At 36.4% G+C, this 26,254-nt stretch carries 37 protein-coding genes and 1 tRNA gene; 14 read left to right on the top strand and 24 right to left on the bottom strand.

Features of this window, described 5'->3' with window-relative positions; genetic code table 11:
* Positions 1–118: 118 nt before the first annotated feature.
* From WC707_02170 to WC707_02110, 13 genes are all read right to left on the bottom strand, one after another.
* Positions 119–949: a TIGR00282 family metallophosphoesterase gene (locus tag WC707_02170; GenBank protein ID MFA6065965.1), complete on the bottom strand. Its 831-nt coding sequence runs from the start codon at positions 947–949 to the stop codon at positions 119–121.
* 13 nt (positions 950–962) lie between these two features.
* Positions 963–2,519: a ribonuclease Y gene (gene rny / locus WC707_02165; GenBank protein ID MFA6065964.1), complete on the bottom strand. Its 1,557-nt coding sequence runs from the start codon at positions 2,517–2,519 to the stop codon at positions 963–965.
* A gap of 86 nt (positions 2,520–2,605) precedes the next feature.
* Positions 2,606–2,866 (bottom strand): hypothetical protein, encoded by a 261-nt coding sequence (locus WC707_02160; GenBank protein MFA6065963.1) that lies wholly within the window; start codon positions 2,864–2,866, stop codon positions 2,606–2,608.
* An 11-nt stretch (positions 2,867–2,877) separates the two neighbouring features.
* The gene (locus tag WC707_02155) at positions 2,878–3,153 is read right to left on the bottom strand and encodes a hypothetical protein (protein MFA6065962.1); all 276 of its coding nucleotides are present in this window, start codon (positions 3,151–3,153) and stop codon (positions 2,878–2,880) included.
* An 83-nt stretch (positions 3,154–3,236) separates the two neighbouring features.
* Complete coding sequence (gene rplT / locus WC707_02150; protein MFA6065961.1) at positions 3,237–3,584, bottom strand: 50S ribosomal protein L20; 348 nt, start codon at positions 3,582–3,584, stop codon at positions 3,237–3,239.
* A 42-nt stretch (positions 3,585–3,626) separates the two neighbouring features.
* On the bottom strand, positions 3,627–3,821 hold the full coding sequence (gene rpmI, locus WC707_02145; protein ID MFA6065960.1) for a 50S ribosomal protein L35: 195 nt from the start codon (positions 3,819–3,821) through the stop codon (positions 3,627–3,629).
* 19 nt (positions 3,822–3,840) lie between these two features.
* Positions 3,841–4,389 carry a translation initiation factor IF-3 gene (gene infC / locus WC707_02140; protein ID MFA6065959.1) on the bottom strand — a complete coding sequence of 183 codons (549 nt, stop codon included), beginning with the start codon at positions 4,387–4,389 and terminating at the stop codon, positions 3,841–3,843.
* Complete coding sequence (gene recA / locus WC707_02135) at positions 4,386–5,441, bottom strand: recombinase RecA (protein MFA6065958.1); 1,056 nt, start codon at positions 5,439–5,441, stop codon at positions 4,386–4,388. The genes infC and recA overlap by 4 nt, the downstream gene beginning before the upstream one ends.
* Positions 5,442–5,451: 10 nt before the next feature.
* Positions 5,452–7,368, bottom strand: coding sequence for a SurA N-terminal domain-containing protein (locus WC707_02130; GenBank protein MFA6065957.1), 1,917 nt, complete (start codon positions 7,366–7,368; stop codon positions 5,452–5,454).
* The gene (locus WC707_02125) at positions 7,361–7,645 is read right to left on the bottom strand and encodes a hypothetical protein (GenBank protein ID MFA6065956.1); all 285 of its coding nucleotides are present in this window, start codon (positions 7,643–7,645) and stop codon (positions 7,361–7,363) included. The genes WC707_02130 and WC707_02125 overlap by 8 nt, the downstream gene beginning before the upstream one ends.
* Complete coding sequence (miaA, locus tag WC707_02120; GenBank protein MFA6065955.1) at positions 7,626–8,603, bottom strand: tRNA (adenosine(37)-N6)-dimethylallyltransferase MiaA; 978 nt, start codon at positions 8,601–8,603, stop codon at positions 7,626–7,628. The genes WC707_02125 and miaA overlap by 20 nt, the downstream gene beginning before the upstream one ends.
* A gap of 60 nt (positions 8,604–8,663) precedes the next feature.
* Positions 8,664–9,197, bottom strand: coding sequence for a CarD family transcriptional regulator (locus WC707_02115; protein MFA6065954.1), 534 nt, complete (start codon positions 9,195–9,197; stop codon positions 8,664–8,666).
* Between the two features lie 98 nt (positions 9,198–9,295).
* Entirely contained in the window at positions 9,296–9,916 is a 621-nt protein-coding gene (locus tag WC707_02110; protein MFA6065953.1) for a hypothetical protein, read from the bottom strand.
* A 126-nt stretch (positions 9,917–10,042) separates the two neighbouring features.
* On the opposite strand from WC707_02110, the gene WC707_02105 reads away from it, so the two are divergent.
* Both WC707_02105 and dnaK read left to right on the top strand, forming a co-directional pair.
* On the top strand, positions 10,043–10,543 hold the full coding sequence (locus WC707_02105; GenBank protein MFA6065952.1) for a hypothetical protein: 501 nt from the start codon (positions 10,043–10,045) through the stop codon (positions 10,541–10,543).
* A gap of 247 nt (positions 10,544–10,790) precedes the next feature.
* Complete coding sequence (gene dnaK / locus WC707_02100; protein MFA6065951.1) at positions 10,791–12,671, top strand: molecular chaperone DnaK; 1,881 nt, start codon at positions 10,791–10,793, stop codon at positions 12,669–12,671.
* 64 nt (positions 12,672–12,735) lie between these two features.
* On the opposite strand, the gene WC707_02095 is transcribed toward dnaK, so the two are convergent.
* Positions 12,736–12,996: a hypothetical protein gene (locus tag WC707_02095; GenBank protein ID MFA6065950.1), complete on the bottom strand. Its 261-nt coding sequence runs from the start codon at positions 12,994–12,996 to the stop codon at positions 12,736–12,738.
* 185 nt (positions 12,997–13,181) lie between these two features.
* Between WC707_02095 and ychF the strand changes: the two genes are divergently transcribed.
* The 5 genes from ychF to WC707_02070 all read left to right on the top strand — a co-directional run bounded on the left by ychF (position 13,182) and on the right by WC707_02070 (position 16,559).
* The gene (gene ychF / locus WC707_02090; GenBank protein MFA6065949.1) at positions 13,182–14,291 is read left to right on the top strand and encodes a redox-regulated ATPase YchF; all 1,110 of its coding nucleotides are present in this window, start codon (positions 13,182–13,184) and stop codon (positions 14,289–14,291) included.
* Between the two features lie 87 nt (positions 14,292–14,378).
* Positions 14,379–14,774, top strand: a complete 396-nt coding sequence (locus WC707_02085; protein MFA6065948.1) for a MerR family transcriptional regulator — start codon at positions 14,379–14,381, stop codon at positions 14,772–14,774.
* Between the two features lie 17 nt (positions 14,775–14,791).
* A complete protein-coding gene (locus WC707_02080; GenBank protein ID MFA6065947.1) occupies positions 14,792–15,265 on the top strand; it encodes a hypothetical protein in 474 nt (157 codons plus the stop codon).
* A 116-nt stretch (positions 15,266–15,381) separates the two neighbouring features.
* The gene (locus WC707_02075; protein MFA6065946.1) at positions 15,382–15,528 is read left to right on the top strand and encodes a hypothetical protein; all 147 of its coding nucleotides are present in this window, start codon (positions 15,382–15,384) and stop codon (positions 15,526–15,528) included.
* 122 nt (positions 15,529–15,650) lie between these two features.
* Positions 15,651–16,559, top strand: a complete 909-nt coding sequence (locus WC707_02070; GenBank protein MFA6065945.1) for a hypothetical protein — start codon at positions 15,651–15,653, stop codon at positions 16,557–16,559.
* Here WC707_02070 and WC707_02065 read toward each other — a convergent pair.
* Positions 16,540–17,148 carry a Maf family protein gene (locus WC707_02065; GenBank protein MFA6065944.1) on the bottom strand — a complete coding sequence of 203 codons (609 nt, stop codon included), beginning with the start codon at positions 17,146–17,148 and terminating at the stop codon, positions 16,540–16,542. The two genes, WC707_02070 and WC707_02065, sit on opposite strands and share 20 nt — an antisense overlap.
* A 33-nt stretch (positions 17,149–17,181) precedes the next feature.
* Positions 17,182–18,126 (bottom strand): ankyrin repeat domain-containing protein, encoded by a 945-nt coding sequence (locus WC707_02060; GenBank protein ID MFA6065943.1) that lies wholly within the window; start codon positions 18,124–18,126, stop codon positions 17,182–17,184.
* Positions 18,127–18,376: 250 nt separating this feature from the next.
* Here WC707_02060 and WC707_02055 point away from each other — a divergent pair, with 250 nt between their 5' ends.
* The gene (locus tag WC707_02055; GenBank protein ID MFA6065942.1) at positions 18,377–19,015 is read left to right on the top strand and encodes a hypothetical protein; all 639 of its coding nucleotides are present in this window, start codon (positions 18,377–18,379) and stop codon (positions 19,013–19,015) included.
* Here WC707_02055 and WC707_02050 read toward each other — a convergent pair.
* Positions 19,012–19,371, bottom strand: coding sequence for a hypothetical protein (locus WC707_02050; GenBank protein ID MFA6065941.1), 360 nt, complete (start codon positions 19,369–19,371; stop codon positions 19,012–19,014). The genes WC707_02055 and WC707_02050 overlap by 4 nt on opposite strands.
* A 172-nt stretch (positions 19,372–19,543) precedes the next feature.
* Between WC707_02050 and WC707_02045 the strand changes: the two genes are divergently transcribed.
* The 3 genes from WC707_02045 to WC707_02035 are packed head-to-tail and all read left to right on the top strand — an operon-like array spanning position 19,544 to position 21,798.
* Positions 19,544–20,122 carry a peroxiredoxin gene (locus tag WC707_02045; GenBank protein ID MFA6065940.1) on the top strand — a complete coding sequence of 193 codons (579 nt, stop codon included), beginning with the start codon at positions 19,544–19,546 and terminating at the stop codon, positions 20,120–20,122.
* Positions 20,123–20,136: 14 nt separating this feature from the next.
* Positions 20,137–21,231: a hypothetical protein gene (locus tag WC707_02040; protein ID MFA6065939.1), complete on the top strand. Its 1,095-nt coding sequence runs from the start codon at positions 20,137–20,139 to the stop codon at positions 21,229–21,231.
* A gap of 15 nt (positions 21,232–21,246) precedes the next feature.
* Entirely contained in the window at positions 21,247–21,798 is a 552-nt protein-coding gene (locus WC707_02035; GenBank protein ID MFA6065938.1) for a peroxiredoxin, read from the top strand.
* Between the two features lie 12 nt (positions 21,799–21,810).
* Here the strand turns inward: WC707_02035 and WC707_02030 are convergent, their stop codons facing one another.
* The 3 genes from WC707_02030 to WC707_02020 all read right to left on the bottom strand — a co-directional run bounded on the left by WC707_02030 (position 21,811) and on the right by WC707_02020 (position 22,987).
* Positions 21,811–22,431 carry a hypothetical protein gene (locus tag WC707_02030; protein MFA6065937.1) on the bottom strand — a complete coding sequence of 207 codons (621 nt, stop codon included), beginning with the start codon at positions 22,429–22,431 and terminating at the stop codon, positions 21,811–21,813.
* A 128-nt stretch (positions 22,432–22,559) separates the two neighbouring features.
* A complete protein-coding gene (locus tag WC707_02025; GenBank protein MFA6065936.1) occupies positions 22,560–22,682 on the bottom strand; it encodes a hypothetical protein in 123 nt (40 codons plus the stop codon).
* The gene (locus WC707_02020) at positions 22,682–22,987 is read right to left on the bottom strand and encodes a hypothetical protein (GenBank protein MFA6065935.1); all 306 of its coding nucleotides are present in this window, start codon (positions 22,985–22,987) and stop codon (positions 22,682–22,684) included. Before WC707_02020 ends, WC707_02025 begins: the two co-directional genes overlap by 1 nt.
* A 204-nt stretch (positions 22,988–23,191) precedes the next feature.
* Here WC707_02020 and WC707_02015 point away from each other — a divergent pair, with 204 nt between their 5' ends.
* Entirely contained in the window at positions 23,192–23,560 is a 369-nt protein-coding gene (locus WC707_02015) for a hypothetical protein (GenBank protein MFA6065934.1), read from the top strand.
* On the opposite strand, the gene WC707_02010 is transcribed toward WC707_02015, so the two are convergent.
* The 3 genes from WC707_02010 to spoVG all read right to left on the bottom strand — a co-directional run bounded on the left by WC707_02010 (position 23,529) and on the right by spoVG (position 24,230).
* Positions 23,529–23,717, bottom strand: a complete 189-nt coding sequence (locus tag WC707_02010) for a hypothetical protein (protein ID MFA6065933.1) — start codon at positions 23,715–23,717, stop codon at positions 23,529–23,531. The two genes, WC707_02015 and WC707_02010, sit on opposite strands and share 32 nt — an antisense overlap.
* A 149-nt stretch (positions 23,718–23,866) precedes the next feature.
* Positions 23,867–23,941: transfer RNA gene (locus WC707_02005), tRNA-Gln, on the bottom strand.
* 10 nt (positions 23,942–23,951) lie between these two features.
* A complete protein-coding gene (gene spoVG / locus WC707_02000; GenBank protein ID MFA6065932.1) occupies positions 23,952–24,230 on the bottom strand; it encodes a septation regulator SpoVG in 279 nt (92 codons plus the stop codon).
* A gap of 245 nt (positions 24,231–24,475) precedes the next feature.
* Between spoVG and WC707_01995 the strand changes: the two genes are divergently transcribed.
* Positions 24,476–24,907: a hypothetical protein gene (locus WC707_01995; protein MFA6065931.1), complete on the top strand. Its 432-nt coding sequence runs from the start codon at positions 24,476–24,478 to the stop codon at positions 24,905–24,907.
* 26 nt (positions 24,908–24,933) lie between these two features.
* Positions 24,934–25,056 carry a hypothetical protein gene (locus tag WC707_01990; GenBank protein MFA6065930.1) on the top strand — a complete coding sequence of 41 codons (123 nt, stop codon included), beginning with the start codon at positions 24,934–24,936 and terminating at the stop codon, positions 25,054–25,056.
* A 299-nt stretch (positions 25,057–25,355) separates the two neighbouring features.
* On the opposite strand, the gene rsmH is transcribed toward WC707_01990, so the two are convergent.
* Complete coding sequence (gene rsmH / locus WC707_01985) at positions 25,356–26,237, bottom strand: 16S rRNA (cytosine(1402)-N(4))-methyltransferase RsmH (protein ID MFA6065929.1); 882 nt, start codon at positions 26,235–26,237, stop codon at positions 25,356–25,358.
* Positions 26,238–26,254: the final 17 nt, after the last annotated feature.

Here is a 26,254-nt window from a genome sequence, read left to right as displayed (position 1 = left end):
TAATAAAGAAAAAAGTTAAAAAGTATAATTCAGCGGCTCCAAGCCCTTCGATACACCGCTTTACGAGTGGGTGCGTGCTTAAAGGTTAGGGGTGCAGAATTTACACCCCTAAAATAATTTACTTATCGCCTAAGTCTTGGTGGTCGATTTTGAGATTTTCATCGATAACTTTGAGGCGTTCTATATGTATCGCTTTGCCGGTTTCTGAATCAATATCAATAATGGCGCCGGTCATGCACATAGGCCCTTCCGTCTCAACTTCAAACTTTGCAGGCATCTGGGTCAGCATTTGTCGAATAACGATTTCTCGCTTCATGCCAATCATAGAATGCAGAGCGCCGGACATACCAAGGTCACTAATATACGCCGTTCCACCAGGTAAAATACGTTCATCTGCTGTTTGAACATGGGTATGCGTACCTACAACAGCACTTACTTTGCCTTCGACAAAATACGCAAGGCCAAGCTTTTCCGATGTAGCTTCTGCATGCATATCAATAAGAATAACTTTAGTACGCGATTGTAAAAAAGTCAGCGCTGATTCTACTGCACGAAATGGACAGCTCACCAACTCACGCATAAAAACACGGCCTTGAACGTTAATAACCCCTACCGTAACGCCATCAACTGAAAATGTTGTGACGCCAGAACCAGGACAACCGCTTGGAAAATTAAGCGGCCGCACAAGATCCTTATGCTCAGTTAAATATGAGTAAATATCTTTCTTTTGAAAAATATGATTACCGCTCGTAACAACATCAACGCCAATGTGTTTAAAAAATTTCATACTACGAGGCGTAATCCCGCGGCCGTCACCAGCACAGTTTTCACCATTGAGAATAACTGCCTGAATATCATGCTTTTTTTTAATCTCGGCTAAATGTTTTTGCACCATGGCTTTGCCAGGAGCACCCACAATATCGCCCAATAATAATATTCTTATTTTCATTATAATCTAATACCTATCGTGCATATTCGATTGAACGTTTTTCACGAATAACGTTCACTTTAATTTGTCCAGGAAACGCCATATCAACTTCTATTTTACGAGCTATATCGCGCGCTAAATTAAGAGCCTGGTCATCATTTAAAACGTCTTCTTCTACAATAACACGGATTTCTCTACCCGCTTGAATTGCATATGCTCGTTTAATACCTTCAAATTCATAAACGATTTCTTCTAACCGTTCAAGTCGCTTAATATAAGCAGACAATGTTTCTCTTCGCGCACCAGGACGGGAAGCAGAGATTGTGTCAGCAATCATAACAATAATACTGTACACAGAAATAGCAGGAACTTCTTCATGGTGAGCAGCAATCGCGTTGATTACCAATGGATCTTCACCACATCTTTTTGCAACCTCTGCGCCGATAAGAGCATGAGGTCCATCGTGTTCAGCAGAAAGTGCTTTACCGATATCATGAAACAAACCACCACGCAATGCAATATCAGGTCGAGACAATCCTAGTTCTTCAGCAATCATACGAGCGAAAATGGCAACCTCGATGCTGTGCATTAACACATTTTGAGAAAAGCTTGTTCTAAAATGTAGCTTACCTAACAAAGAAACCATCTCCGGCTTAACACCCTGAAGATTGAATTGTAAAATAGCCTGCTTACCATATTCTTCGATAATTTCGTCTATTTCTTGCTCGCATTGCTCGACTGTTTCTTCAATTCTAGTTGGATTGATTCTACCATCCAATATTAATTTTTCTAATGATCTGCGCGCAACTTCGCGGCGTATAGGATTAAACCCAGAAATAACAATAACTTCAGGCGTATCTCCTATGACAAATTCCATTCCGGTTGCCATTTCAAGCGCCTTAATATTGCGCCCTTCTTTTCCTATAATCCGCCCCTTCATTTCATCATTAGGCAGATGGACAACGCCGGAAGAATGCGGTGCAACTTGTTCGGCGGTGTAGCGCTGCATTGCATTTACAACAATATGAATAGATTTTTCTTTTGCAACTTGACGTGCTTCTTCTTCTACTTTTTGAATCCATTTTTCATGCGAATGCCGCACTTCAGCTTCCAACGTATCAAAAAGCACCCGGCGTGCTTCGTCTTTTGACATAACACTTAAATTTTCTAATTTAGCAATAAGCTCATCGTACAAAGATTTAAGACGCTGTTCATTAATGCGCAGCTGATCAGCAGTTCGAGAAATAGTACGTTCTTTTTGCTGCAACTCTCTTCTTAAATCTTCAAGTCTCAGATCCTTTTTTTCAATACCTTCATACTTGAGATTAACTTTTACTTGAAGACGTTCAAGTTCAGCTCGCTCACGCTTAATTTCGAGATCAAACTCTGTTCTTTTTTTATAAATTTCATCTTTAAGCTTAATCAAAGCTTCTCGGCGCTCTGTGTCGATATCTCTTTTAACAAGTTCTAATTTTTCTTGCGATTCAACAATAAAACGACGGGCTTGATCGAATTTTTTTTTTGCAAACATTATAAGAAGAGCTCCGCCAACAAGGGCGGCCGCTCCACCAAGGCCTATCAAAGATACCATTATATTTCCCTCATAAAACAGTTCTCACTGTTGTTTTATATGTGTTATAAAAACGAACCGTAGAGGTAGAATAACAGCCTAGAAGCCTAAAACAGTTCTGAACGTCTATTTTCTTGATCTATGACGTCGATAAGCCTTTTATCCCGAATATGATACTCTTCTATACGATATTCAAGCGCCTTAAGCTGACATGCCAATCGCAGGGATGTTAAAATTGCTCCGCGATCACTGGTAGATGCATCTATGAGAGAATCAACTAACAATGCGGATGCATTAATAAGCTCCTCTGATTCATCGCTGATGACAGAATAAGCGCGCCCACCAATCAATACTTGATATTTTTTCATAACAGGGAGAGTCATTGAGGAAGCTCTTGATCAACTAATAAAACGATACTTTTAATAAGATCATCTACGGCAATCTTAGTAAGTTCTTTTTCTTGATTAAGCTCTTCAAGATTTTGGTGCCCCAAAAGTAAAGAGTTTTCAACTTTTTCTAAATGATTTTTAAGTTGAAAAACCTCCTGACTCAAAATATCATTTTTATCCTTAAGCTCTTTTATAAGATCAATATCACGTCTTTTGCTTTCAATCAAATGTGCGATTTTCTGTTCAAGAATATGTAACGCTTCCATGCCGCATCTCCCTTTTACTCAACAGGACAAAACCTTTTAAGCAAGATACTAATATAAAGCTTTTGTCCGTGTCAAGGGGTCAATTACGCTTGTATAAAACGTACGATATTTTCAAAGGTCTGCGCATCATACACTGCTATCTGACTCAACATTTTTCTGTTAAGAAGCACATGTGATTTTTTAAGACCGTGAATAAAAAGATTATATTTCATATTATGGGATTGCGCAGCCGCTTTTATACGCATAATAAAGAGAGATCGCATATCACGCTTGAGCAACTTTCTGCCTCTAAAAGCGAAGGCCATTGCACGCAACAAAGTTTCTTTAGCTCTTCGAAAAATATTTTTTCTTTGGCCCCAAAAGCCCGCTGTTTTTTTTAATAATCTCTTATGACGTTTTTTCGTTACCGTACCACGTTTAACTCGTGTCATGCTTGTATTCCTATAGTAAAATTATGTTTAATTATCAAAATATTAAGGCAACAATGATGAAATATGGTGCTGGTCACATAGAGCTATATATAAAGGACTACGAAGACCACGTTTTCTTTTTGTTGTTTTTTTAGTAAGTAAGTGACGCTTACCGGCTCTAGCCGCTTTTATACGACCACTTTTTAGCTTTTTGAATCTTTTTTTTGCACCGGAATGCGTTTTCATTTTCATTTTCATTAAATTTATCCTGCAATGTTTATTTTTTAAGATAATATACACGTGACCACAATTGCGGTGACTTTGCATCTTTTTCTTGTACTAAATTCTTAGAAAGAGCTTGATCATCAAATGTTTGTTGAATTTTATTAAAAAGCTCAGAACCGCGCTCATCTTTCATAGCAGCTTCCCGTCCTTTAAACATCAATGTAACTTTAACTCGCTTGCCTTCTTTCAAAAACTGAATAGCCTGATTCATTTTGGTTTGATAATCATGCTCGGCAATCTTGGGGCGCAATTTTAATTCTTTAATTTGAATAACCTGCTGCCTCTTCTTTGCTTCGGCCTGTTGTTTTTTCTTTGCATACAGGACCTTGCCAAAATCCATTATCTTGGCAACCGGAACACCATCTGCCCCTTGCTCTGCAATAATCGCGAGATCTAGTCCGACAGTACGCGCAAACCTAAGCGCATCTTCTCGAGAAACTACGCCAAGATTTTTGCCCTCATGAGTAATAAGCTGCATCTCTTCATGACGAATTTTCTCATTAATTAATGGGGCATCGTTTTTAGGTTTAACCGTTGTCATTCTTCTCCCTGAATAATCTTATCTTTCATAACTCCTGAACTGCGCATTTCTTGAACCTTACCCATAATTTTTGCAAAAAACCCTGGTTGATCTTCAAGCATAGCTGCAACAGTATCTCTTCCTTGTGCAATTTTTTCACCGTCACAAGAAAACCATGATCCCGACTGACTAATAACGCCATATGCCAACGCAGCATCTAGCAAGTCTATCTCTTTATTAATACCTCTACCAAACCAAAGATCTGATTTTATAACTCTAAATGGAGGCGCCATCTTGTTTTTTGCTATTTTAATTTGAACTTTATTACCGTACTGTACGCCGTTTTTGTCTTTTAGACTTTCAATCTTACGAACATCAAGTCGTAAGGACGCATAAAATTTGAGGGCATTGCCGCCAGTAGTTACTTCTTTGCTCGCAAATGCCATCGCACTAATATTGTGTCGAATCTGGTTAATAAATATTAAAACAGTTTTTGACTTATGCACTACAGGGGTAAGTTTTCTTAAAGCTTGCGACATCAATCTAGCCTGAAGTCCAACATGCACATCACCCATATCGCCCTCAAGCTCAGCTTTTGGAACTAAAGCTGCGACTGAATCAACCACAATGACATCAACAGCACTGGACCTAATAAGCATTTCCGCTATATCAAGAGCCTGCTCTCCGTAATCGGGCTGAGAAATGATTAAGTCGTGCGTGTTTATGCCCAGCTTTGAAGCATAAATAGAATCAAGCGCATGCTCTGCATCGATAAAGGCGCATATCCCACCATTTTTTTGAGCCTCAGCTATTACTTGTAAAGCTATAGTGGTTTTACCCGAAGCCTCTGGACCATAAATTTCTACAATTCTCCCACGCGGAAAACCTTTTATGCCCAATGCGTCATCAAGAAGTAATGATCCAGTTGATATAACATCATAAACATCCGTAGGGGTGCCGCCCAAATACATAGCAGAACCCTTGCCATAATGTTTATCTATTTGAGAAAATATTGCTTCCAGCATTTTTTTCTTAGATAACAATTCTGACTCTTTTATATTTTTTTCACTCACGTTTAAATCTCTAATTATAAGGATTTGATGCTACAATAGACTGATTAATGTTTATTGTACCATTTTTATACAAAGAAGCAACTAGGCTCTCGAGAATGATACCCGCATAATCATTAAACAAAGCCCGTCTTTTTTGAGCTATAAATTCAGGAAAAACTGCCATATTGTAATTTATATTCTTTAATTGAATTAAATAACCGTATTCCGATGTAACATGGTCAATTGTAGCTCCAACGTTAATCATATTCACCATACGTTCAAGCGGCAAATTTCTCTTTTCAAGCTCATGTTTATGTGCAGGTAAAAATTCAAGCACCTCTACGCTCCCTTGTAAATTTTTTGCAACGGCGACAATATCGCTACCCATTAACGCCTTTCTCCCCTGAGCAAGGTCGGCTGACATTTTTTCACGGGCGCGCTCGTGGTACAAATCTTGAACCACCCTATCTTTAATACTATTAAGCGAAGGTATATATCGTTGCTGTACGGCAGAAACCTCTACAATATATCCGACTCCATTATCTATCACCGATATTTTTTTACCAATAGGAAGGTCAAACATTTTTTTAGCGAGCAATGTGCCATCGTGTTGCTTATTTACAATAGAAACATTTTCTGCATTTTTTATTTTTATAAAATCAGTTAATGCCGCAGGGTGTTCTAAAGATTGAGCAAGATGCTGTGACGTCTCAACATTGAATGTTTTATTGAACTTTTCGAGACGAACAGCTGTAAGAATTTTTTCACGAACCTTATCAAGAGGTGTATATATTGGTAAATCTTTAGAAACCCTTCCTATAATTTCAAACCCTTGAGCTGTTTGAATAATAGGAGAAAACGATCCATTAGATTCTAATGTAAAGGCGGCCTCTTCGATCTGTTGATCATGCTTACCCCCCCTGCGCACTTTTTCTACTAATGCTTTTTTATCAAGTGAATATTGAGAAGCGAGCTGAACAAATGCATGAGAATTTTTAACGAGCTCTTGTATTATTTTTTGAGCTGTCGCTTCGTCTTTAACTATTATACGACGAATAGACACTTCTTCAGGAGTAGAAATAAAACTATCTTTATGACTATCATAGTACGACTTTATTTCTCCATCTGATATTTTTATTCCATATTTTTCTGGAATAAATTTCCAAACAGTGGCGCTTCGCTTTTCTGGAATACTGTATCTATCAAATTGCTTATTTTGCTGATCGAAGTAAGCCGTTAATTCTTCTAAATTTATTTTTTCGTTGTGTTCTTTTTTAAGATACCGATCAAAAGGAACCGCAATAAGTGAAAATTGTTTAGCGCCTTGTTCCTTTAAATACAATTCTTTATATGCAGCCTGAGGGATGTATAACGCACCTAATGATATAGAAATTACCATAGAACGTATCAATGCTCGCTCGAGCGCATCTTCAAAATAATCGAGCGTTAATCCTTGGCGCTGCAAATGTTTTATCAAAGCTTCATGTCTTATGCCACCAAGTTGATCAAAAAGATACGGAGGCATCAAATCATTGAGCGTTTGCGCCATAAAAACTGGGTCATATAATTTTTTTGTTATGTATTCAGGTGAAACATGAAGACTTAAAAGATCACCGCAATGATTAATTAACGCTTCTTGGATAAGTGTTTTAAGCGCCTGTTCTTCGGGACGTTGACTAAGACCTAATGATTGTAAAATCATGGGAGCATAATCGCCAAATTGCTGACGTATATAACGTAATCGTTGTTCTTCCTCGGCTGTCTTTCTGCGATATTCCAGCATAGTTATATCATAACCATCGACGCGCGCCACTATATTGGATCCCATACCAGAAAATCGTTTAAAAAGACCGGTTAATGATGACAACCCGGCCACGGAAATAATGGTAATCCATAACAAAGATTTGTACACCGTTGAACTGATATTTTTCCTTATAAAACTAATCATGTATATCACCTTTCTGTTCTGTATAATTTTTTTCTTCTTCAGGCTTTTCCTCTTCATCGATGTCGTAGGTATCATAAAGTGTAGAAATTGATGAATAAATTTTATCAGCAAATGACTCTTGCTTCATCTGATGCATAATATCTTGGATGGCAGATTTTTTTCCTAAAAAATATCCCCCAACAAAAATTCCGAAAATTATGAGAAAAAATCCCGACAAAGCCCATGGAACATAAGTATAATGAATTTCTAGAAAGTTATCATCCTTTTTTTGATTCATGCGCACCTTTTGCGTTACGAATTTTTTGTGACAGTTGCTTTATATATAAATTAAGGTCTAATAAAGTCAAGTTATCTTCGTCATATTGTATTTTTTCAGAAAGTTGACCATCTAATAATTTTTTGAACATTCTCCAAAAACTTAGTTGCCGCTTTGCATAATTGCGCGTATTTTTTTGCACATGATCAATAAGTTCATGAAGATCTTGATGCGCATGTTTTTTTTCGTAAATATATTTGATAATATCATCATATCCAATTATTTTTTTATCTATTAAAAAACTTTTCCAATTAGCAGATAAAGCATTTACTTCATTGATCCAACCGCCGTCCATCATACTTATTACCCGAGCGTCAATTCTTGAATAAAGATCATCACGATCGCGATTTAAAAAAATGATATAGCATGAAAAATTTGCAATAAATTCTGGCTGTAAAAGCGATGGTAAAATTTTTGTTTTTTGATACAACGTAAGCGCTCGTAGTATACGATAACGATCATTTGCGTGTATAGCTTGAGCTCTTTTGCTATCTATAGATGAAAGTTGAGTCCATAAATCACGTGTCGACATATGAGAATACATCGATTCACTTTCATTGCTATCATGCAAAATACTTGTTTCACGCGGCGGAAAAAATAACGACTTTATATAAAAGCCTGATCCACCCACCAAAATTGGCATTTTATTTCGCGCAACAATATCATCGCAGGCTTTATTGAATAATGTTCGGTACATTACGGCGGTAATACTTGTACATTCATTAATAATATCAAAAAGATGATGCCGAACAGAAGAATTTTTCCAATCAGGTTTTGCTGTTCCTATTGTCAAAGGAGTATACATTTGTCCGACATCACCATTAATAATTTCGCCATCAAGAGCGTTTGCAAGTTCAAGAGCGACATCAGATTTTCCAACTCCGGTTGGACCCATAATAATAACAATAAATTTATCCATAGTAATTTCATATTATATCATAAAAAGCATCTTTATAAAGATGCTTTTTATGATATTTATTTAAGAAATGTGTTCGTTGATAATAGAATATCTGTTTTTTGATGGACATAGCGAGCGCAATTGCTCAATTGCTTTATCTTGGCCTAGTTTTTGAACCAATGATATTTCTTCAACTAAAAGTCCTTCTGTTTGTTGTAGTAAATTTTTTTCACCAAAAGAAAGCTCCTTGTAAGTTTCTATTAATTTAAGATCTCGATATATTTCAAGCAAGGCCTTGAGGCTGCCCGTTCGCAATTTTAACTGATATTCTTTATTTCTTTTGTTCCAGCTACTAGCCGTAAAGTCGTAACTATTCATTTTTCTTGCTGGTTGGGAAATGATATTTAAAACGGCAGATATATTTTCTTGAGAAGTTAACGGTCGAATTCCTACCGCATCGACATTGCTTGTGGGAACAAGAATGGTAACATCTTTGTTTAAAAAAGTTAATTCATAGAAAAGCGTGTTATTGCCCGCGATATTTTGTTTAAATATACGGCTAATTTGCGCAACTCCATGTCCTGGATATACTACTTTTTCATGTAAAGCAAACATGGGATTCCTTTTTAAAGCATGATCTTTAAAAAAGCTTTACCCATATTTTACTATATCATACAAAAAGTAATTCGTAAAAACTATTTCATGTTCTGTCATCATGGCTTGCCGAGATACCATTGCCACACGGTAACCCCTGTGGACGCCAATATTACTGGTGGCATCCACCAATGATCGCTCATCCATTCATAAAAACTTTCATGTGGCGATGGTGCATATACATGTAATATTGCTTTGAGTTGAGATAAAAATTTATCTAAAATATCAAGAAGATCTTTGATCGGCAATGCTGCTATTTGAGAATAAAGTTGCGCAATGTCATATAAGGAAACCTTTAAGGACGTTTGCGATAGTTCATGTAACAATGAATGATACATCAAAAAAATAAGTTTTGTGATATCTGTTATAAATAAAAAGTCATTGTCATTGCTTGGCCTATTGTGATACTTAAAAATATCCCAAATAGCAACAAGCGCACTTGAAGAAGATTCTTCGATTATTTTTCTTGACGCCCATCGCACAAGATCATGCTGAAAATACGCGTTTCCAATAACAAGATCAACACATATAAATTTTTTTTTTATTTTTTTATTGACTACGACAATTTCTTTTATGTGTTTATGTAAACGTTGTATAACATCATTGTGGGTAGTTGTATTTACCGAAGAGCTGCAAGAGCTTATTATTATAAAAAAAATAATATACAACCACCTAATCATGTTTTTATATATATCATAAACTTGCAATACGAGTAAAGTAAAAAATATTGTAATTTCCTAGGTTTATTTTTAATTTTTAATATACTTTATTAACAACAAAATACATTTAATTTAAGGGAAGTTTACATGAAATATCATTATACCATATTTTTATATTGCTCTTTAATGTGCAACGCACCCTTATACACCATGCAGCAAGAGCCAACTTATGTAGATATTGCCTATAGGGCGTGGAATAGCGCGCAAGAAGCAGTAGCCGATGCATGGAATTTTTCTTACAATTGGATAAATAATAATATAATAACGCCTTGCTTATACGACCATAAGAAAGCTTACATTATCATGCAGCGCTCACAAATTATGCACGCAACCATATGTACGATAATTAGTGAAATCGAAAAGTTGGATGAAAATATTAGTAAAGATCATACCATTCGAACAAAGCTAGAAAAGCTTAAAAAAGACACCGTAAATTTACAAATTGATATCGAGGCATTTTATAAAAAAATACGTCGAAAATACACTAGAAAATCAAAAGCTATTTTTAAACATGAAATCGAATTGAAAGATTTCGAAGAAAGACTAGAAAAGAATTCTAAAAAAGTTAAAAAAATAAATTTCATATAGTTAATAAAGAATAGATTCTACACTAAGGCTGCGTCACACATCATTGCTAAACCTCAGCGTTATACCGCATGTGTGACGCAGCCTTAGTGTAATTAAAAAATCGAATAAAGATAAATTATGCGACACATCGACCTAGCAAAACTTGAGCGAAGGGCACTCAAATTACTTGAGTAGGATTATTGACATTTATATTAATAAACTTAGACTATAAACATAAAATATATACGACAATAAGAAAGGAAAAAATATGTCAAAAATCATAGGAATAGATTTAGGAACAACAAATTCTGTAGTATCTGTTATGGAAGGCGGATCTGCCGTTGTTATACCTAATCAAGAAGGGCAAAACACAACTCCATCCATCGTAGCCTTTACAAAAGACGGCAAGCGACTTGTAGGTGTTATAGCAAAGCGTCAGGCTATTACCAATCCGGAAAACACTATTTATTCTATCAAAAGATTTATCGGTCACAACTACTCAGAGATGACACAAGAAATAAAACAGATGCCCTATAAGCTCGTAAAAAGAGCACAAGGCGATGTTGCCGTTTCTTCGCATGGCACAGAATATACTCCTCAAGAAATTTCCGCGGCAATATTATCAAAACTCAAACAAGCCGCCGAAAATTATCTTGGACACTCAATTTCTCAGGCAGTTATAACAGTCCCAGCTTATTTTAACGATGCGCAACGTCAAGCAACAAAAGAAGCTGGCGCAATAGCTGGTTTAGACGTAAAGAGAATCATAAATGAACCAACCGCTGCTGCATTGGCCTATGGTGCAGACAAAAAGAAAAATGGCTTAGTCGTTGTTTTTGACTTTGGTGGTGGAACTTTTGATATATCAATACTAGAGATACATGATGGCGTTATCGAAGTCAAAGCAACTAATGGTGATACTCATTTGGGTGGCGACGATATTGATCAAACAATAATAACCTATCTCATTGCTGAATTTAAAAAAGAACAAGGCATAGATCTTAATAATGATCGCATGGCACTCCAAAGACTTAAGGAAGCCGCAGAAAAAGCTAAAATCGAGCTTTCAAGCACGCACGAAACAGAAATAAACCTGCCTTATATCACTGCTGACGCATCAGGACCAAAACATTTAGTTATAAAAATAACACGTTCAAAACTAGAATCTCTCTGCAGCTCTATCTTTGAACGACTGCTTATTCCATGCAAAAAAGCAATGAGTGATGCAAAAATAACAAAAGATCAACTTGATGAAGTTATTTTAGTAGGCGGATCAACCAGAACTCCAAAAATTCAACAATTAGTAAAAGACTTTTTCGGCAAAGAACCTAACAAATCAGTAAATCCTGATGAAGTAGTTGCCATTGGCGCTGCCATTCAAGGCGCAATACTTGCCGGCGAAGTTACCGATCTTTTACTACTCGACGTTACCCCCCTTTCTCTTGGTATCGAAACAATGGGTGGCGTAACAACTCGATTAATAGAACGGAATACAACCATTCCAACCCGAAAATCACAAATCTTCAGCACAGCGGAAGACAACCAAACCTCAGTAGACATTCGTGTCACTCAAGGTGAACGAGAGCTTGCAAAAGACAATAAGTCACTGGGGCAATTTAGATTAGAAGGCATCCCAGCAGCCCCACGAGGCGTTCCTCAAATTGAAGTAATTTTTGATATAGACGCAAATGGCATTGTTCACGTAACAGCGCGAGACAAGGGAACTGGCAAAGAACAAAAAATCACCATAACCTCAAGTAGCGGCCTCTCGAAAGAAGAGATCGACACAATGGTACGCGCCGCACAAGAACACGAAGCTGAAGACAAAAAACTGCGCGAAACAATAGAAAAGAAAAACAAGCTTGACGGACTTATTCATGATATTGAAAAAACTGTCAGAGAAAATAAAGAAAAAATAAGCGCTGACGAAATAACAAAAGTTGAATCAGCTCTAGAAGTGGCTCGTAAAGCCATTCAAGAACATAGCGAAAATAGCGAAGAACTTCAAAAAGCAACTGACGAGCTCCTACAAGCTTCCCACAAAGTTGCAGAACTTCTGTACAAAGAAAAAACCGCAGAAGAAAAAACTGAAGGACCAAGCGAACAGGCTGACCAACAAGGACCAATTGATACCGATATTACCGAGTAAAAACACTCTTACATAAAAAGGGGGCTTTTTTAAAGCCCCCTTTTTATATTAATAGGTAAAAGCGCTATTCTTTTTTTACCGACTGTGACGCATCCTGTGCAATGGCGCTTTTAATTACCACAGCACCGACCACAGCCGGAGCTCCTACCGCAACTGGTGTAGGTGAAGTAGCAATCAAAGTATTGTGAGCAATTGGCGCATGAATAATTACAAAAGCCAAACGCTCAGGGCCTGACCCATAAAACCAATCTGAATTACAAGCATATATCGCAGAAGCACCGCAAAAAAGCAGGCTAGCAAAAATCGTAGTACGCATAAAAAGCATAAAAACCCCTTGGATGAAAATTAATTGTATGTTAATCATATATTTACAGAACAACGAGTATATATTTTTTTTATAAAAATTAAAAAAAATTTACAGAATAAGCGTTATTATAAAAAATTAAAGTACGCTATACTAGATAGCATAAGATTATCTGTAATCAAAAAACACATTAAGAAAGAACTGTTATGAGTATAGCCGCTGGACTTGTAGGCCTCCCAAATGTTGGAAAATCGACGCTTTTTAACGCCCTTACCAAATCATCGGTGCCCGCAGAAAATTATCCATTTTGCACCATAGACCCTCATGTGGCATGTACCTTTGTTCCAGATGATCGCTTGGGCAAGCTTCAGGCGCTTTACAAATCACAACGACAATTACCAACGACCGTTAAATTTGTCGACATTGCGGGTCTTGTAAAAGGAGCAGCATCAGGAGAAGGGCTCGGCAACCAATTTTTAAGTCATATACGCGAAGTGGACCTCATACTCCACGTTATACGCTGCTTTGAAGACCCATTAATCACACACACTCAAAGCAGTATCGATCCTATTCAAGATTATGATATTATTATGACAGAATTAATGCTCAAAGACCTTGAATCTCTGCAAAAAAGAATTGTCAAACTACAATCTTCAATGAAAGCGCATCTACAACCAGCTCAACTTAAAGAATTAGAAGCAGAAGCAAGTCTTCTTAAAAATCTCGAAATCGCCCTCAATAACTCTCAACTTGAACAGGTTAAAAAATTATTGCAAGAATCACCGATTAAAACAGTCGACTTGCTCAGCGGTAAAAACTTTCTCATTATTGCTAATATCTCAGAACAAGACATAGCCAACAACCCTCGCAACAACAACCCATATGTTCAAGCCTTAATCAAACACTTTGGGCCAGAAAGAGTTATAGTTGTTAGCGCAAAGTTAGAATCAGAACTTGCTCAATTGGAGTCTAATGAAGCTCATGAAATAGCTCTTATGATGGGGCTAGAAAAACGTGGACTTGATGATATTATTGAACAAAGCTATAAAAACCTAGGATTGATAACCTTTTTCACCTGTGGGCCTCAAGAAATTCATGCCTGGCACATTAAAAACGGCACCTCCATACGTCAAGCAAGCGGAGAAATTCACTCAGATTTGGAAAAAGGCTTTATTTGCGCCGAAGTTTTTAACTGCGCTGATCTATTTGCTTGCGGAACCATAAATAAGGTAAAAGAAAGCGGTAAAGTAAAAATAGAAGGGCAAGATTATAAGGTTCAGGATGGCGATATCGTCCACGTCAGGTTTAATACTTAAAACCCGTACATATTGTTTAATAATATATGATATACTATCATATATTATAGGCTTGATAGTGTTTATATTCACGTTTAAAGATTAATTATGAAGAGAAAAAAAGGCTTTTTTTCAATTTCTGCTATTGCGGAGATGTTTTCTGTTCACCAGCAAACAATACGGCTTTATGAAAAAGAAGGGTTAATTTCTCCCAAAAGGTCCGAGGGGAATACGCGTCTTTTTTCTGAAGAAGATGTTAACAGACTTGAAGAAATTATCTATCTAACGCATAAATTAGGGATTAACCTAGCGGGGGTGGATATGATACTCAAATTACAAAAGCAAATAAAAAAAATGCAAAAAGAGATGAATAGCATTTTTGATGATGCACAAAATGCATTAATCAAAGAAAATATTGTAGCTCAAAGCACCATCAAAGAAGCAACTCAACAGTTAACTCAGTTAAAACAGCAAAAAAAAGTACTCGAAGATAGTAAAGAATAAATGTTTTAAGGAGTCTTATGTCACAGCAAAAATTTTTTGACAACAATAATCATTTTGTCATTTCATACGAATTACTACAACTTTTATTGTGGCTATTAGACCACGAGCAAGAATCATTAAAAAAGCTTATTTATAAAGCGCTTGGTCATGGTCTTGAAAAAAAACTACGTATGCTTAAAGGCCATTCTTCTACCCCAGAACATCAAGCACCTCAAGAACTTCAACAAAGCATTATCGATTTTTTTTCATTGTTAGAGCTATTAATGATCGAAACAATGGACGAACATACTTTTGATGATGTTATGCAACGCTCCATGTTGCCAGAAATTGATAATATTGATACCCATATGTATGAATCAGATACAATACATAGCAGTATCGCCAAGGCAACCTCGGCTGCAAAAAACAATAAGGGCGAAAGTCCCAAAGATGTTTTATATAAAGAACTGCTTAAGCGCTGGAAGCCCGCTAAAAAATCAATTTTGCATTAAGCAAATGGTCTTGTTTTTTTAAAATATTTCGCCCAAATTAATATTATTGTTGCAATTTGAAATTAAATAAATTTATTATTATAAATGACAGCAATAAAAAATAAATAGGGGGCTTTATGAAAAAACGTCTGTTTCTCATCATCACCATGTGCGTTGTATTAGATTGGTACATGAAAAACAATATGATTCATCAAAAATCTGACAAAAGCACGCATAGTGGACAAAGCGTCGCAAGCCAAATACTTGCATCAAAGAAAATATAAGCTTTTATAAGAAAAATAAACTCTAAAAGCATGATTTGTACGAATTATTGGTGCAAGTCATGCTTTTTCTGATAAAATAAATGCACATAGTTTTTACAACCATATAACACGATGTGCACGTTATGAAAAAATATTTTTTAATATTACTACTCACCCTATATTGCTCGCCACTCAAAACCATGAGCGATATTGCAAAATTATACGATCAAAGCGCTATACAAGAAAATATAAAATGCCCAACTCATGAAAAAGTGGTAATGCCACCAACCAAAACCACCGATGGGTATTTTTTTTACTTCCCTGAGGAAATAATACGGAACGCCAATAATACTGATCTTATAGAAGTGCCCGTTGCAGCCTACAAAGTACTTGAGTCACAAGCGCTCGCAACAGAATTATTACAAAAAAAAGTTTTTAAATTAGAAAAAAAAAAAATATCTTGCCGCAATTCACACATATATTCTGCACTTTTAGCATTAAAGACAGTACCTCTAGTAATTCCTCCAGAAATACAACGTTATATTATAGAACTTGTGGCATTAGACGATACTATGTATGTAACAGAACAAGACATTGTGCGCCTATTACCATTTTTGGAATACAATGTAGCACCTGATTATAAAGCACACCCTCCCTACTATTACATAAAAAAAAATCTACCCATCCCTACTTATAACATAAAAATAAAAGGCCGCTTTCAACGCATAGAAAACCCTATTATAGAAAGCATCATTTTTGATTATCAATATTTTAATGTCATGCTTCATACTGGTTGGATTCGTTGCAATAATCCAAAAGACTCTGCTCCAGAAAAAAACATCTGGTATCGACCACGACATTTCAAAAAAGATGAAAAAAGCGAACCGCACATATATCATTACCTAGCACCGTATGGACCACAGTTTAGAGAAGTACTTGCCGGCGATGAAAAATCTCTCTGCGGCGACCTATTCAGTCTTTATGAGTTCGCACAAGATCCTACATATAGTTATGATCAATCAATTTCATTCATTAATCATAAAATCCAATAGCTTGCAGCGCCTGTCGCAATTCATACAACGGCAGGCCAAGCAATGCAGAATACGAGCCAGATAATGATTTTACAAATTGCATGCCATAACCTTCTAATGCCATTGCACCAGCGCATTTGAGCGCAAGAGGAAGAGCAGCAAGATAATCGTCGATAGCATTATCGGGAATAATCATAGAGCAAGACGCTTCAACGGTAACCTGAACTCTCTGCTCAATAATCCAATGGTCACCAGAAAATCTTTTTTTATCAAGACAAAATGATGTTACGATACGCGTACCGTTTCGTAATTTTTTTATTTTTTCAACGGCATCTTGGTAATCAATTGGCTTTCCATGCAACGCTCCATAGGCATCCTGCACTAATGTATCTGCCGTTAATACATAGACAACAGCATTCTGCTCATGTGGCTGCAGCACGAGATGCTCCATCTTATGAACTGCTATAGACTCTACCACTTTTTCGATTGGCAAATTCCAATCACACTGAGATTCATCCGCGTCTTGATGAATAACAATAAAATCAATCTGTGATTCTTTGAGTAACATCGCGCGAGAATATGATTGCGATGCCAAATACAATATAGCCATATAGTCCCCAATATATATAATTTTTATAACAGCTTATGATAAATAAAAGTTTATGCGATTAATAACATCTTTAGGAAGCTTGCCGCCATGCATACCACAAATACCTGATTTTGATATCGGCGATTGTTTACAAAAACTAACTCCATCAATATAGCGTAAATAACCTATCAGTAACCGTCCAATAGCCCTATAAGGCGCAACACCTGTATCTTTTTTATTGCTTTTTTTTATATATATTTTTTTTACCAATTGTACATGTTCTTTGTGTGGCTTTACACCCTTTATTATACATTTCTCTACCAATGAATAATAACCATTTTCTAGTGCTTGTTGATATGCTACATATAACTTTCCCGGAGGATTTTGATCTACATGTTTATACAATGCGGTATATACTTTTAACATTATCCGGGCACATCTGTTATTTTTGCACGAACACCTCTTTTTGTTAACCTGAGAAATAGGAATAGTAAAAGCAGTACAACCATCATTATCGCTGATAAAACTATCAGCACCATACGCAAGCAACAACTTTACTATATTTTCTTTTCCAGTTGCCACTGCCCAATGAAGTGCAGTTTTTCCACTATTATCCCGTATATGTATATCAGCACCATGGGCAATAAGTACCTCTACAATGTCATCATGCCCACGCAAAAGCGCCTCATGCAAAACACTATTCCTCATTGTAGTTTTATGATTAATGTTGGCGTTATTATTAAGTAAAAATTTTACTAGTGGCATATAACCATGCCAAGCGGCCAAATACAAGGGGGTTTGGCCGTACTGATTTGTTACATCAACAGGAACTCCAGCCGCAAGTAAATGTGATACCCGAAATTTATCTCCAAATTCGGCTGCTTTTATAAGAGAATCAGAACATGGAGCTCCATACGTACGATATTGCAATAAGCGCGACTCGCAGCTCACGCTATAACTACAATACATCATAATCATCAATACAATAATTTTTTGCATATATTTTTACTCATCAATAAAAGAAAGAATACAATCAACCACTTCTCAAGGAAGTCTACCATCATACATACCACAAACACCAGTTTTTGATACTGGTGCACGCTCTGATTGCAGCATTTCAACGCCATCTACAAATTTTAAATTATGCCCAACGTATAAAATAAAGATGCAGATTATAACTACTTGCCATAATATACCAGCCTATTACAATTATATAAACCCTTATTAACAACGCACAAAAGAAAAATTTATGAAAATAAAATTCTCAATACCAAATACTTACATTTTGTTATTTATTTCTTGTAGGTCATGTACGATACACACAGAAGATCAACCCGTAAAGAAAAGTACCATTTATAAAATATATACCGTATTAGGGAAAGAAGCTCAGGACGCTGTTGGCATACCGCCAGAAAAGCAAGTTCCCATTAAAAAAATGTCGGTTTTAGATCCACAGTTCAATATAGCTACTGCTTATGCCGCTCGCGATGGTATATACGTCAACCAACACAGATTACACAATGAGCCCTATGGCAGCAAACGCTGCACTATGTTTCATGAAGCAATACATATTAAATACGGCGATGCCACGTGCACGGGAGCAGCATGTTCAAGCAGCAAAGATCAAGAACGCAGAGCCGATTTAGAAAGTTTGTATGCCACCCAATGCTTCAAGTGCGTACAAGAAGAAAAAGCGTGCCAGCTATCACAAGACGATGATGAAGATGGTTATCTGGAAAAAAAAGGCTATCTCTATGCAGAAGAAATAGAAAAAATAGCCCAAGATTTATACAGGGAACATAAATTGTGCACAGTGCATACAAGTAATTACCTATACCATATATTACATATGCTGCGCTCAATTTTCATCTCAAAGAAAAATACTTAAGGTTTATAAGGTCCAAAACGCATATAATCGTTGTGAGCTTTACACAAATACGCCGCTCCCCCCAAACAGGTAAGACCGAAAAAAATACAACCTGCGGTTTTTGCAACATACATATCTTCTTCACGCTCAAGCACCTCAATCTCCTGAAAATTACTAGTGCCTGACTTACGTTTCTGTTTCAACTCTTGCTTTATACCACTTGATTTAAAATCAAAATACATTCCAACTATCATACTTGAAAACCCAAGCCCGCAGAGGAATAATGGGGCTTTATAATCTGACCATTCAAAACTACACAGTGGGCTCATTGAAGAACTAATAATGACTGCATATAACACACTCTTATGAAAAATCATAATAACAAATCTCAATAAAATAAAAACATAGTAATAATACATAACCACTTTTTATAGTATAACTTGCATTATTCAATTGTATATATAAAACTCGCGGCTTTTCATACTCTTGTATGTTTAAAAAAAAGAACAGTATGCTTGTAAAAAATACGCATAAAGAAAGTGATAGCGCATGAACATTCAACGCAATGCCGATAGCATCGTAGGGAAACAAGCACCAGAATTTATAGCGGATGCCATCATCAATGGAAAAGTTACACGAATAAGCTCACTTGATTTTTATGGACAATTTTTTATGCTCTTTTTCTATGAAGCAGATTTTAGTTTTGTATGTCCAACCGAAATGCACGCACTGCAAGCAGCGCTACCCGAATTTAAACAAAGAAATGTTGAAATATTGGGAGCGTCAGTAGACCCTATCCAAGCACACATGGCATGGTTAAAAACGCCACAAAATCAGGGCGGTATAGAAGGAATAACCTTTCCACTCATAGCGGATGTTAATAAATCATTATCTCGGGCTTATTATGTGCTCGATGAAGAGGCTGGCTCTGCGTTGCGAGGTACTTTTTTAATCGATAAAAATGGTATTGTGCAATATGGATCCGTAAATTCATTCCAAATTGGGCGCAACGTTGCCGATCTACTACGCACCATTGATGCTCTTCAATTCACGCAGGAACATAAAGAATTATGTCCTATGGATTGGGCTCCTGGCAAAACTTCTATTCTATTATCATCTCATGAATAAAAAGGAAAGAGCATATGAATTATGCACAAATATATTTTAAAAAGAAGCAACTATATTTTGAAAAAATAGCGGATTTTAGGGTATTATTTGGCGCTCTTTTTACAGCAACTATCATCATTTTTATCGTTTTTATCATTGCATTATCACGCGCTAGAATATCGGACTCTTCTCCCCAAATTACTCCTATTAACGAAGCCGTTTATGATCCAAAAAATATTATCAAAGTTGCATTTTTAATTGAAAATTTTAACCAATTTGAAATCATTAAAAATAATTTTACGGTCATGGCAACGGTATTATTTATAGCAGATAAAAGCCTTGATAAAACATTGCTCGATACATTTAGCTTTGAAAATGGCTCATTTATTTCAAAGTCAACCCCATACCAATATCCAGATTATAACGATAAAATGGTCATAGCCTACGATATTAAACTTGAATATCATGGCTCCTTTAATTATAGGCACTACCCCTTTGACTACCACCAGCTTAATTTTATATTAAGCAACAAACACATCCCCTATGGCACATTATTATATATGCCCATTAACAATGAAATTCTCAAGAAAAATACATTCACCAAAGACTGGATCAATACCAAAACATCAACTGCTTATGGAACTACCACATTACATGTACTTAATGATAAAAAAGCAACCTATGAAGTTGCAGCATTTTCTTACGATTTTAAGCGCTCCTCCCTCAAAGAAATCTTTTTCATTTTTCTTCCATTATTTTTAATATTCTTTATCGGCCTTTTATCATTAACGTTTGATGTTATGAATCAATTTTCTTTGATTCTTTCACTCAGCATAGGTAGTACTACTGCACTTATATTTTATTCGGATGGTCTTCAAAAAATGGCACCCATTTCTGGTGTATTTACTTTGGCTGACGCCATGCTCACATCATCATTTGCCATTGTTATTACTATTTTGGCATTACAAATGATCTCTATGAATTATCTATATAAAAAACAAAGCGTTACAACCATTAAAGAACTTATTATGGCGACAACAACATCACTTAATGTCATAAGGGGTTTGTTTTTTCTGTTATTTTTGGCAATTCAATTGATCATAGTAATATGGCTTTTACTCATTAATTAATAAAAGGGCGAATCAATGGTTATTATTGGAAAAGAATGTCCCTCATTTACAGCAAAAATGATATGGAATCATAACATTTCAATAATTACCGAGCAGGATTTAAAAGGACACTATACGCTCTTTTTCTTTTATGCCGTAGATTTTAGTTTGGTATGCCCTACAGAAGTATACGCACTCCAAAATTCTATAGAAGAATTTAAAAAAAGAGATGTTGATATTATTGCTATTTCAATAGACTCGGTATACACCCACGCAGCCTGGCTCAGAACACCAAAAGAAAAGGGAGGTATCGAAGGCGTTTCATTTAAAATGGTTTCAGATATTACTCAATCTATATCAAAAAGTTTTGGAGTATATGACGACAAACAAGCGCTTTCACTACGGGGCAGTTTTCTCATAGACCCGCAATTAACAATTCAATATGGTGCAGTAAATAATATGGCGTTTGGCAGAAGCGTGGCGGAACTTTTACGCGCGATCGACGCTGTCCAGTTTGTCACGATACACGGTATCTCATGCCCTGCAAACTGGCAAGCCGGGCAAGAGGGTATAAAAACAATATTTTAAAATATGCCATTCTTATTCTAGCAAGTTATTGAACAACGCCATGTCATGCGCTAAAGTGATCAATTGATTACCCAATTCAAACTTATTAACTCTAACGCTCCCAAGCCCCCATTTTTCAGACAATACATCAAGCTTTTTTTGCACCTTATCTTCGCTAACTGCCTTAATAAATTCAGCATAAAAATCTTTCAAATCTTTTTCCAATTCCGCATTGCCCTGTGACATAGGGCCTACATCTATGCTCACAAAATGCACTTCTTGCCGAAACTTTCTAAAAATATAGTTCTCAATTTCTGAAATTAACTTTGGCTTATCTATTACCCCAAGCTCTGTAATTCTACTGATCTTAATGGGCTCAAGTCCCCATTTTTGACAAAATTCATCAAGCTTTTTTTGCGCTTGTCTTTCATCGGGATTGTTAAACTCGGCGTACAAATTTTTTAAGTCTTTTTCCAAAGCAACATCGCCCTGAGCCATAGAATCGACATCTTTGCTTATTAAGCCAATTTCTTGCCGAAATGTTCTATAAATATCATGCTCAATTTCTGCAATTAATTTTGGTTTATCTATTGCCCCCATAAAACCAGTAGCACTTATCAAACTCAAACAAAAGAGAACAACTATTTTTCTCATAACGTACCTTCCATAAAAAAACCCCGCGCCATACATAACCAACATCAACATAATTCACCTACTCACTGTTTTTCAAGAGCTGATAACGAACTAACCGCTATAGATAAACCATAAGCGTACCGGCACAATTAGCCTCTAATTACTTTATTATTCAAAGCACGCCAATTAACTTTAGAGCCATGATTGCGCTCCATCATATCAACAGCCTTGTTCCGCCATAATTTTTTTTGCAAAAACGTACGCATTTTCATCAATTATTCCTTACGCATTCAGGTATTATGTCAATATGTAAATAAATAGCTGGCTTTTGATCTTCTAAAATAAACAAAGACGCATACTTTTCCGCAAGTTCTTCCATTTTTTGCTGCGCTTCTACACAAATTATTTGTTGAGCTTTCTGAAACTCCTGTAAATCCTGAGATACACAACGAGCATTTGACACATTCGCTTTCCATACACTATTGCTACCAATTCGCCATGAAGTTGCATCTTGCATCGAAAAACAATTACTTGCACTCAGCAGTAATATCGTGCACGAAATTTTAATTTTATACATTTTTTTAATCCAGTCTTTTAATTGATTTTATAAAATTATTGCTCAATTCAAGCGTAATTATACCTTTTTATGTACTTTTGGCTACGCAAAGTACGCGCAGATAAAATGCATTAATTCTATTTTGACTAATATTTAAATACATTTACACTAATCAATATTATATTATGTTTATTTATTATATTTTACTTGAAAGCTTATAAAATAATGAAATCATTGAAAATATTTGCATTTGTACTTTTATCGCATCCTCTTTGTCACGCACTCAGCAATGATATAGTAACAGAAGAAGAAAATACCGCTCAGATATTTTTGCTCGAGGATGCTCATGGGGATGTTGCCTTTCTTACAAATTTACTTGAAAAAAGCGAGGACATTTTTCGTGAAAAAAAGACCATCATAGCACTTGAAATTATAGTAAAAGTTAAAAATGCTCTTGATATGCAAAAATTTGCTTTACAAGTCCTCAAAGAAGATATTTTCGCAAACAGAGATCATGATCTTATCGAACGAAAATATGTGGCCCTTTATAAAGCATGTAATTCTATTCTAAAAATGCCAAGAAGACCGTACTAAACATACTCTTGCGCATGATCTTTCCAGACTGATCCCTTGATAATACAACATCGAGCTCCGCGCACGTGTTTCTTATAGATTGTCTTACTGCAGCGACTGTTCGCCATACAAACAGGTTTTCTATATTTTGCGCTCCACGTGAGCATATATTTTTCATGTATCACCAGGCCAATATGCTTATAATCAAAAAAATAACCCACTGACGTAATTCGTCAAGCAGGTTCACTTTAAAAAAAATAGCGGGGATGCCGCTGTAATTCGATGACCATAAACTGGCGGGGCCGAAAGGCCTTGATACATGTAGAATGGCTGGGGCGGAAGGATTCGAACCTCCGATAGCCAGTACCAAAAACTGGTGCCTTACCGCTTGGCCACGCCCCAAACACAATTTTTAATTACTAATTCCTTCTTCATGCTTCATTGTCTTCTCGAACTCCTCTATAATACGGTGTTCAATCTCTGTTCGAGTGTCAGAATTCAGCGGATGAACGATATCTCTGAAAGAACCATCTTTGCGGCGGCGAGAAGGCATCGATACAAAGAAACCCTTGTATCCTTCGATAACTTTCAAGTCACGTACAATGAAACTATTTTCAAAGACAATGGTGGCATACGCTTTTAGTCTTCCACTTTCCTTCGCAGGATAAATTTTGACTTCCGTTATTTTCATCGTCGGTGCCTTTTAATAGTGCTTTACCACTTTAAGAACAACTGATGAATATTCTAAGAGTATTAGGCCCATTTGTCAATCACTTTTTGAGCAATAACATAACTATTGAATCGAATATTGAATCGAAGCAACTTTGACACAATTAAAAAATCTCATTAATATGTAATTATATATTAAAATAATCAAACTAGTTCAATTTGATAATTTATTTAAGGGTTGTCAAAAACAGGCATGGGGATCCAACAATGTCATTCTCTAAAAAAACTATTTTTCTTATTATATGCTCAGCTAGTGCATGTTTTGCTGTCTTAAACACAGAGACAAAAAACCCTGTGCAAGCGGCATGGCACGCTAAAAAAACACACAACAAACAAAAAAGAGTTAGGCGCGAAAAGCGCGTAACACTCCATAATCGAAACGCTCAGCAAAAAAGAGATTTCATTTCAAACAAAATCTGGCCCATGCTTGCAACAGCCCTATTAGTTCCCATAGCTCTATGCACCGCCGCAGTAGGAATGTATTTTGCAATTGGCGCTCTTTATTTTATATCAAATGGATTTATGGTCTCCTACGCAATAGCAGCTGGCATCACGTACGGCATACTACCACTTTCTATAAGTGCTGGGAGCACCTATCTGCTTGTTCGTAATATCAAAAACTACCACTCTTACAATTGATCAAAAATAAGCCTGAGGGGCCCGCTATGTCATTCTCTAAAACAACTGTTTTTCTTCTTATATCAGTAGTTTCAGGTTTTTATGTCTTAAAAATAGAAGCAAAAAACCCTGTGCAAGCTGCCTGGCACGCTAAAAAAAGCACACAATAAACAAAAAAATTATAGTACTGAAAAACAAGTTGAATACAATAACGCTCGACAAGGCGCGCGGCAAACAAATACTGTTTTTAGTAAAATTTTTCTCGCATTTAAAACATTATTAGTTATTCCTGCAATTGCGTACTGTCTTTTCGGGGGACTTTATATAAGTGGTGTTGCCTTATATGCTCTATGCCTAACTATTGCGCTTACCCCGACGTCATGGGGCGCCATATTACCTATTGGTATTGCTGTTATCGGTATAACAGGGATTACACAGCTATCTCATTACGCCTTACAAAATATAAGAACTATAAACGCCGCGCAGCGCGCAGTTTAGCAGAACGAGCCGATGGATTTGCTTTGATCTCTTCTGGCGTTCCAACAATAACTTTTGGCGTCAGATTTTCAAATTCTTGATCGTGGTCTTTAATAAACTGCTTAACCAGCCTGTCTTCAAGTGAATGGAAACTAATACACACAAGCCTACCGCCTGACTTTAACAACCGCGGCGCTTGTAATAAAAAACTTTTAATATTATCAAGTTCTTTGTTAACGGCAATACGCAACGCCTGAAATACGCGCGTTGCTGGATTTATTCCACGGACAGTATACGGTACAAGCTTAAGCACCAGTTCCGTCACATCTGACGTATAAAAAAAACGTCTTTCTTGCCGCACCTCGCATATTGCGCGCGCAATTTTACGAGCATGAGGTTCTTGCCCAAACTCTTTAAAAATAGTAATCAACTCAGACTCTGTTGCCTTATTAAGAATATCAGCTGCCGTTATTTTTTGATGCGCTGGGGACATGCGCATGTCCAAATGGGTCTTGGCTGAAAAAGAAAATCCTGCTCGTTCTTTGATTTGATATTGAGACGTACCAAAATCAACAAGAATGCCATCAACTTTACCAGTACCATGTTTTTTTAAAAGATGTTCAAGATTGGCAAAATTGCCCCATACAAATGAAATTCGCCCGGGAAAATCTGTTTCCAATGCAACTCTATTCATTTCGATAGCTTTGGCATCCCAATCACATGCAATTATCATACAATCTGGCTGAGCTGTTAAAATAGCCCTACTATGCCCGCCACCACCAAACGTGGCGTCAACATACACCCCGCCCTTCTGTGGTGCTAAATAATCCAAAACTTCTTGTACGAGAACCGGTTTATGATACGTTGATTGCATAGAATACTTTTTTAACC

The organism is Candidatus Babeliaceae bacterium (assembly GCA_041660765.1).
Classification (GTDB): domain Bacteria; phylum Babelota; class Babeliae; order Babelales; family Babelaceae; genus JBAZVR01.
The sequence above is the reverse complement of the archived record's forward strand: the minus strand, read 5'-3'. Positions and strand labels throughout refer to the sequence as shown.

Excerpts from the sequence above, each read along its gene's own strand:
- WC707_02025 (MFA6065936.1), bottom strand. The coding sequence starts at position 22,682 with ATGAAAATGCGTACGTTTTTGCAAAAAAAATTATGGCGGAACAAGGCT.
- WC707_02010 (MFA6065933.1), bottom strand. The coding sequence starts at position 23,717 with ATGAAAAATATATGCTCACGTGGAGCGCAAAATATAGAAAACCTGTTT.
- WC707_02065 (MFA6065944.1), bottom strand. The coding sequence starts at position 17,148 with ATGGCTATATTGTATTTGGCATCGCAATCATATTCTCGCGCGATGTTA.
- WC707_02105 (MFA6065952.1), top strand. The coding sequence starts at position 10,043 with ATGAAATATCATTATACCATATTTTTATATTGCTCTTTAATGTGCAAC.
- WC707_01990 (MFA6065930.1), top strand. The coding sequence starts at position 24,934 with ATGTCATTCTCTAAAACAACTGTTTTTCTTCTTATATCAGTAGTTTCA.
- WC707_02160 (MFA6065963.1), bottom strand. The coding sequence starts at position 2,866 with ATGAAAAAATATCAAGTATTGATTGGTGGGCGCGCTTATTCTGTCATC.
- rny (MFA6065964.1), bottom strand. The coding sequence starts at position 2,519 with ATGGTATCTTTGATAGGCCTTGGTGGAGCGGCCGCCCTTGTTGGCGGA.
- WC707_02110 (MFA6065953.1), bottom strand. The coding sequence starts at position 9,916 with ATGATTAGGTGGTTGTATATTATTTTTTTTATAATAATAAGCTCTTGC.
- WC707_02080 (MFA6065947.1), top strand. The coding sequence starts at position 14,792 with ATGTCACAGCAAAAATTTTTTGACAACAATAATCATTTTGTCATTTCA.
- WC707_02035 (MFA6065938.1), top strand. The coding sequence starts at position 21,247 with ATGGTTATTATTGGAAAAGAATGTCCCTCATTTACAGCAAAAATGATA.
- miaA (MFA6065955.1), bottom strand. The coding sequence starts at position 8,603 with ATGGATAAATTTATTGTTATTATTATGGGTCCAACCGGAGTTGGAAAA.
- WC707_01995 (MFA6065931.1), top strand. The coding sequence starts at position 24,476 with ATGTCATTCTCTAAAAAAACTATTTTTCTTATTATATGCTCAGCTAGT.
- WC707_02075 (MFA6065946.1), top strand. The coding sequence starts at position 15,382 with ATGAAAAAACGTCTGTTTCTCATCATCACCATGTGCGTTGTATTAGAT.
- WC707_02045 (MFA6065940.1), top strand. The coding sequence starts at position 19,544 with ATGAACATTCAACGCAATGCCGATAGCATCGTAGGGAAACAAGCACCA.
- WC707_02020 (MFA6065935.1), bottom strand. The coding sequence starts at position 22,987 with ATGTATAAAATTAAAATTTCGTGCACGATATTACTGCTGAGTGCAAGT.
- dnaK (MFA6065951.1), top strand. The coding sequence starts at position 10,791 with ATGTCAAAAATCATAGGAATAGATTTAGGAACAACAAATTCTGTAGTA.
- WC707_02055 (MFA6065942.1), top strand. The coding sequence starts at position 18,377 with ATGAAAATAAAATTCTCAATACCAAATACTTACATTTTGTTATTTATT.
- spoVG (MFA6065932.1), bottom strand. The coding sequence starts at position 24,230 with ATGAAAATAACGGAAGTCAAAATTTATCCTGCGAAGGAAAGTGGAAGA.
- WC707_02050 (MFA6065941.1), bottom strand. The coding sequence starts at position 19,371 with ATGATTTTTCATAAGAGTGTGTTATATGCAGTCATTATTAGTTCTTCA.
- rsmH (MFA6065929.1), bottom strand. The coding sequence starts at position 26,237 with ATGCAATCAACGTATCATAAACCGGTTCTCGTACAAGAAGTTTTGGAT.
- WC707_02085 (MFA6065948.1), top strand. The coding sequence starts at position 14,379 with ATGAAGAGAAAAAAAGGCTTTTTTTCAATTTCTGCTATTGCGGAGATG.
- WC707_02070 (MFA6065945.1), top strand. The coding sequence starts at position 15,651 with ATGAAAAAATATTTTTTAATATTACTACTCACCCTATATTGCTCGCCA.
- WC707_02060 (MFA6065943.1), bottom strand. The coding sequence starts at position 18,126 with ATGCAAAAAATTATTGTATTGATGATTATGATGTATTGTAGTTATAGC.
- WC707_02125 (MFA6065956.1), bottom strand. The coding sequence starts at position 7,645 with ATGAATCAAAAAAAGGATGATAACTTTCTAGAAATTCATTATACTTAT.
- infC (MFA6065959.1), bottom strand. The coding sequence starts at position 4,389 with ATGACAACGGTTAAACCTAAAAACGATGCCCCATTAATTAATGAGAAA.
- WC707_02030 (MFA6065937.1), bottom strand. The coding sequence starts at position 22,431 with ATGAGAAAAATAGTTGTTCTCTTTTGTTTGAGTTTGATAAGTGCTACT.
- WC707_02155 (MFA6065962.1), bottom strand. The coding sequence starts at position 3,153 with ATGGAAGCGTTACATATTCTTGAACAGAAAATCGCACATTTGATTGAA.
- WC707_02115 (MFA6065954.1), bottom strand. The coding sequence starts at position 9,197 with ATGTTTGCTTTACATGAAAAAGTAGTATATCCAGGACATGGAGTTGCG.
- WC707_02130 (MFA6065957.1), bottom strand. The coding sequence starts at position 7,368 with ATGATTAGTTTTATAAGGAAAAATATCAGTTCAACGGTGTACAAATCT.
- WC707_02170 (MFA6065965.1), bottom strand. The coding sequence starts at position 949 with ATGAAAATAAGAATATTATTATTGGGCGATATTGTGGGTGCTCCTGGC.
- WC707_02040 (MFA6065939.1), top strand. The coding sequence starts at position 20,137 with ATGAATTATGCACAAATATATTTTAAAAAGAAGCAACTATATTTTGAA.
- rpmI (MFA6065960.1), bottom strand. The coding sequence starts at position 3,821 with ATGAAAATGAAAATGAAAACGCATTCCGGTGCAAAAAAAAGATTCAAA.
- rplT (MFA6065961.1), bottom strand. The coding sequence starts at position 3,584 with ATGACACGAGTTAAACGTGGTACGGTAACGAAAAAACGTCATAAGAGA.
- WC707_02095 (MFA6065950.1), bottom strand. The coding sequence starts at position 12,996 with ATGCTTTTTATGCGTACTACGATTTTTGCTAGCCTGCTTTTTTGCGGT.
- WC707_02015 (MFA6065934.1), top strand. The coding sequence starts at position 23,192 with ATGAAATCATTGAAAATATTTGCATTTGTACTTTTATCGCATCCTCTT.
- ychF (MFA6065949.1), top strand. The coding sequence starts at position 13,182 with ATGAGTATAGCCGCTGGACTTGTAGGCCTCCCAAATGTTGGAAAATCG.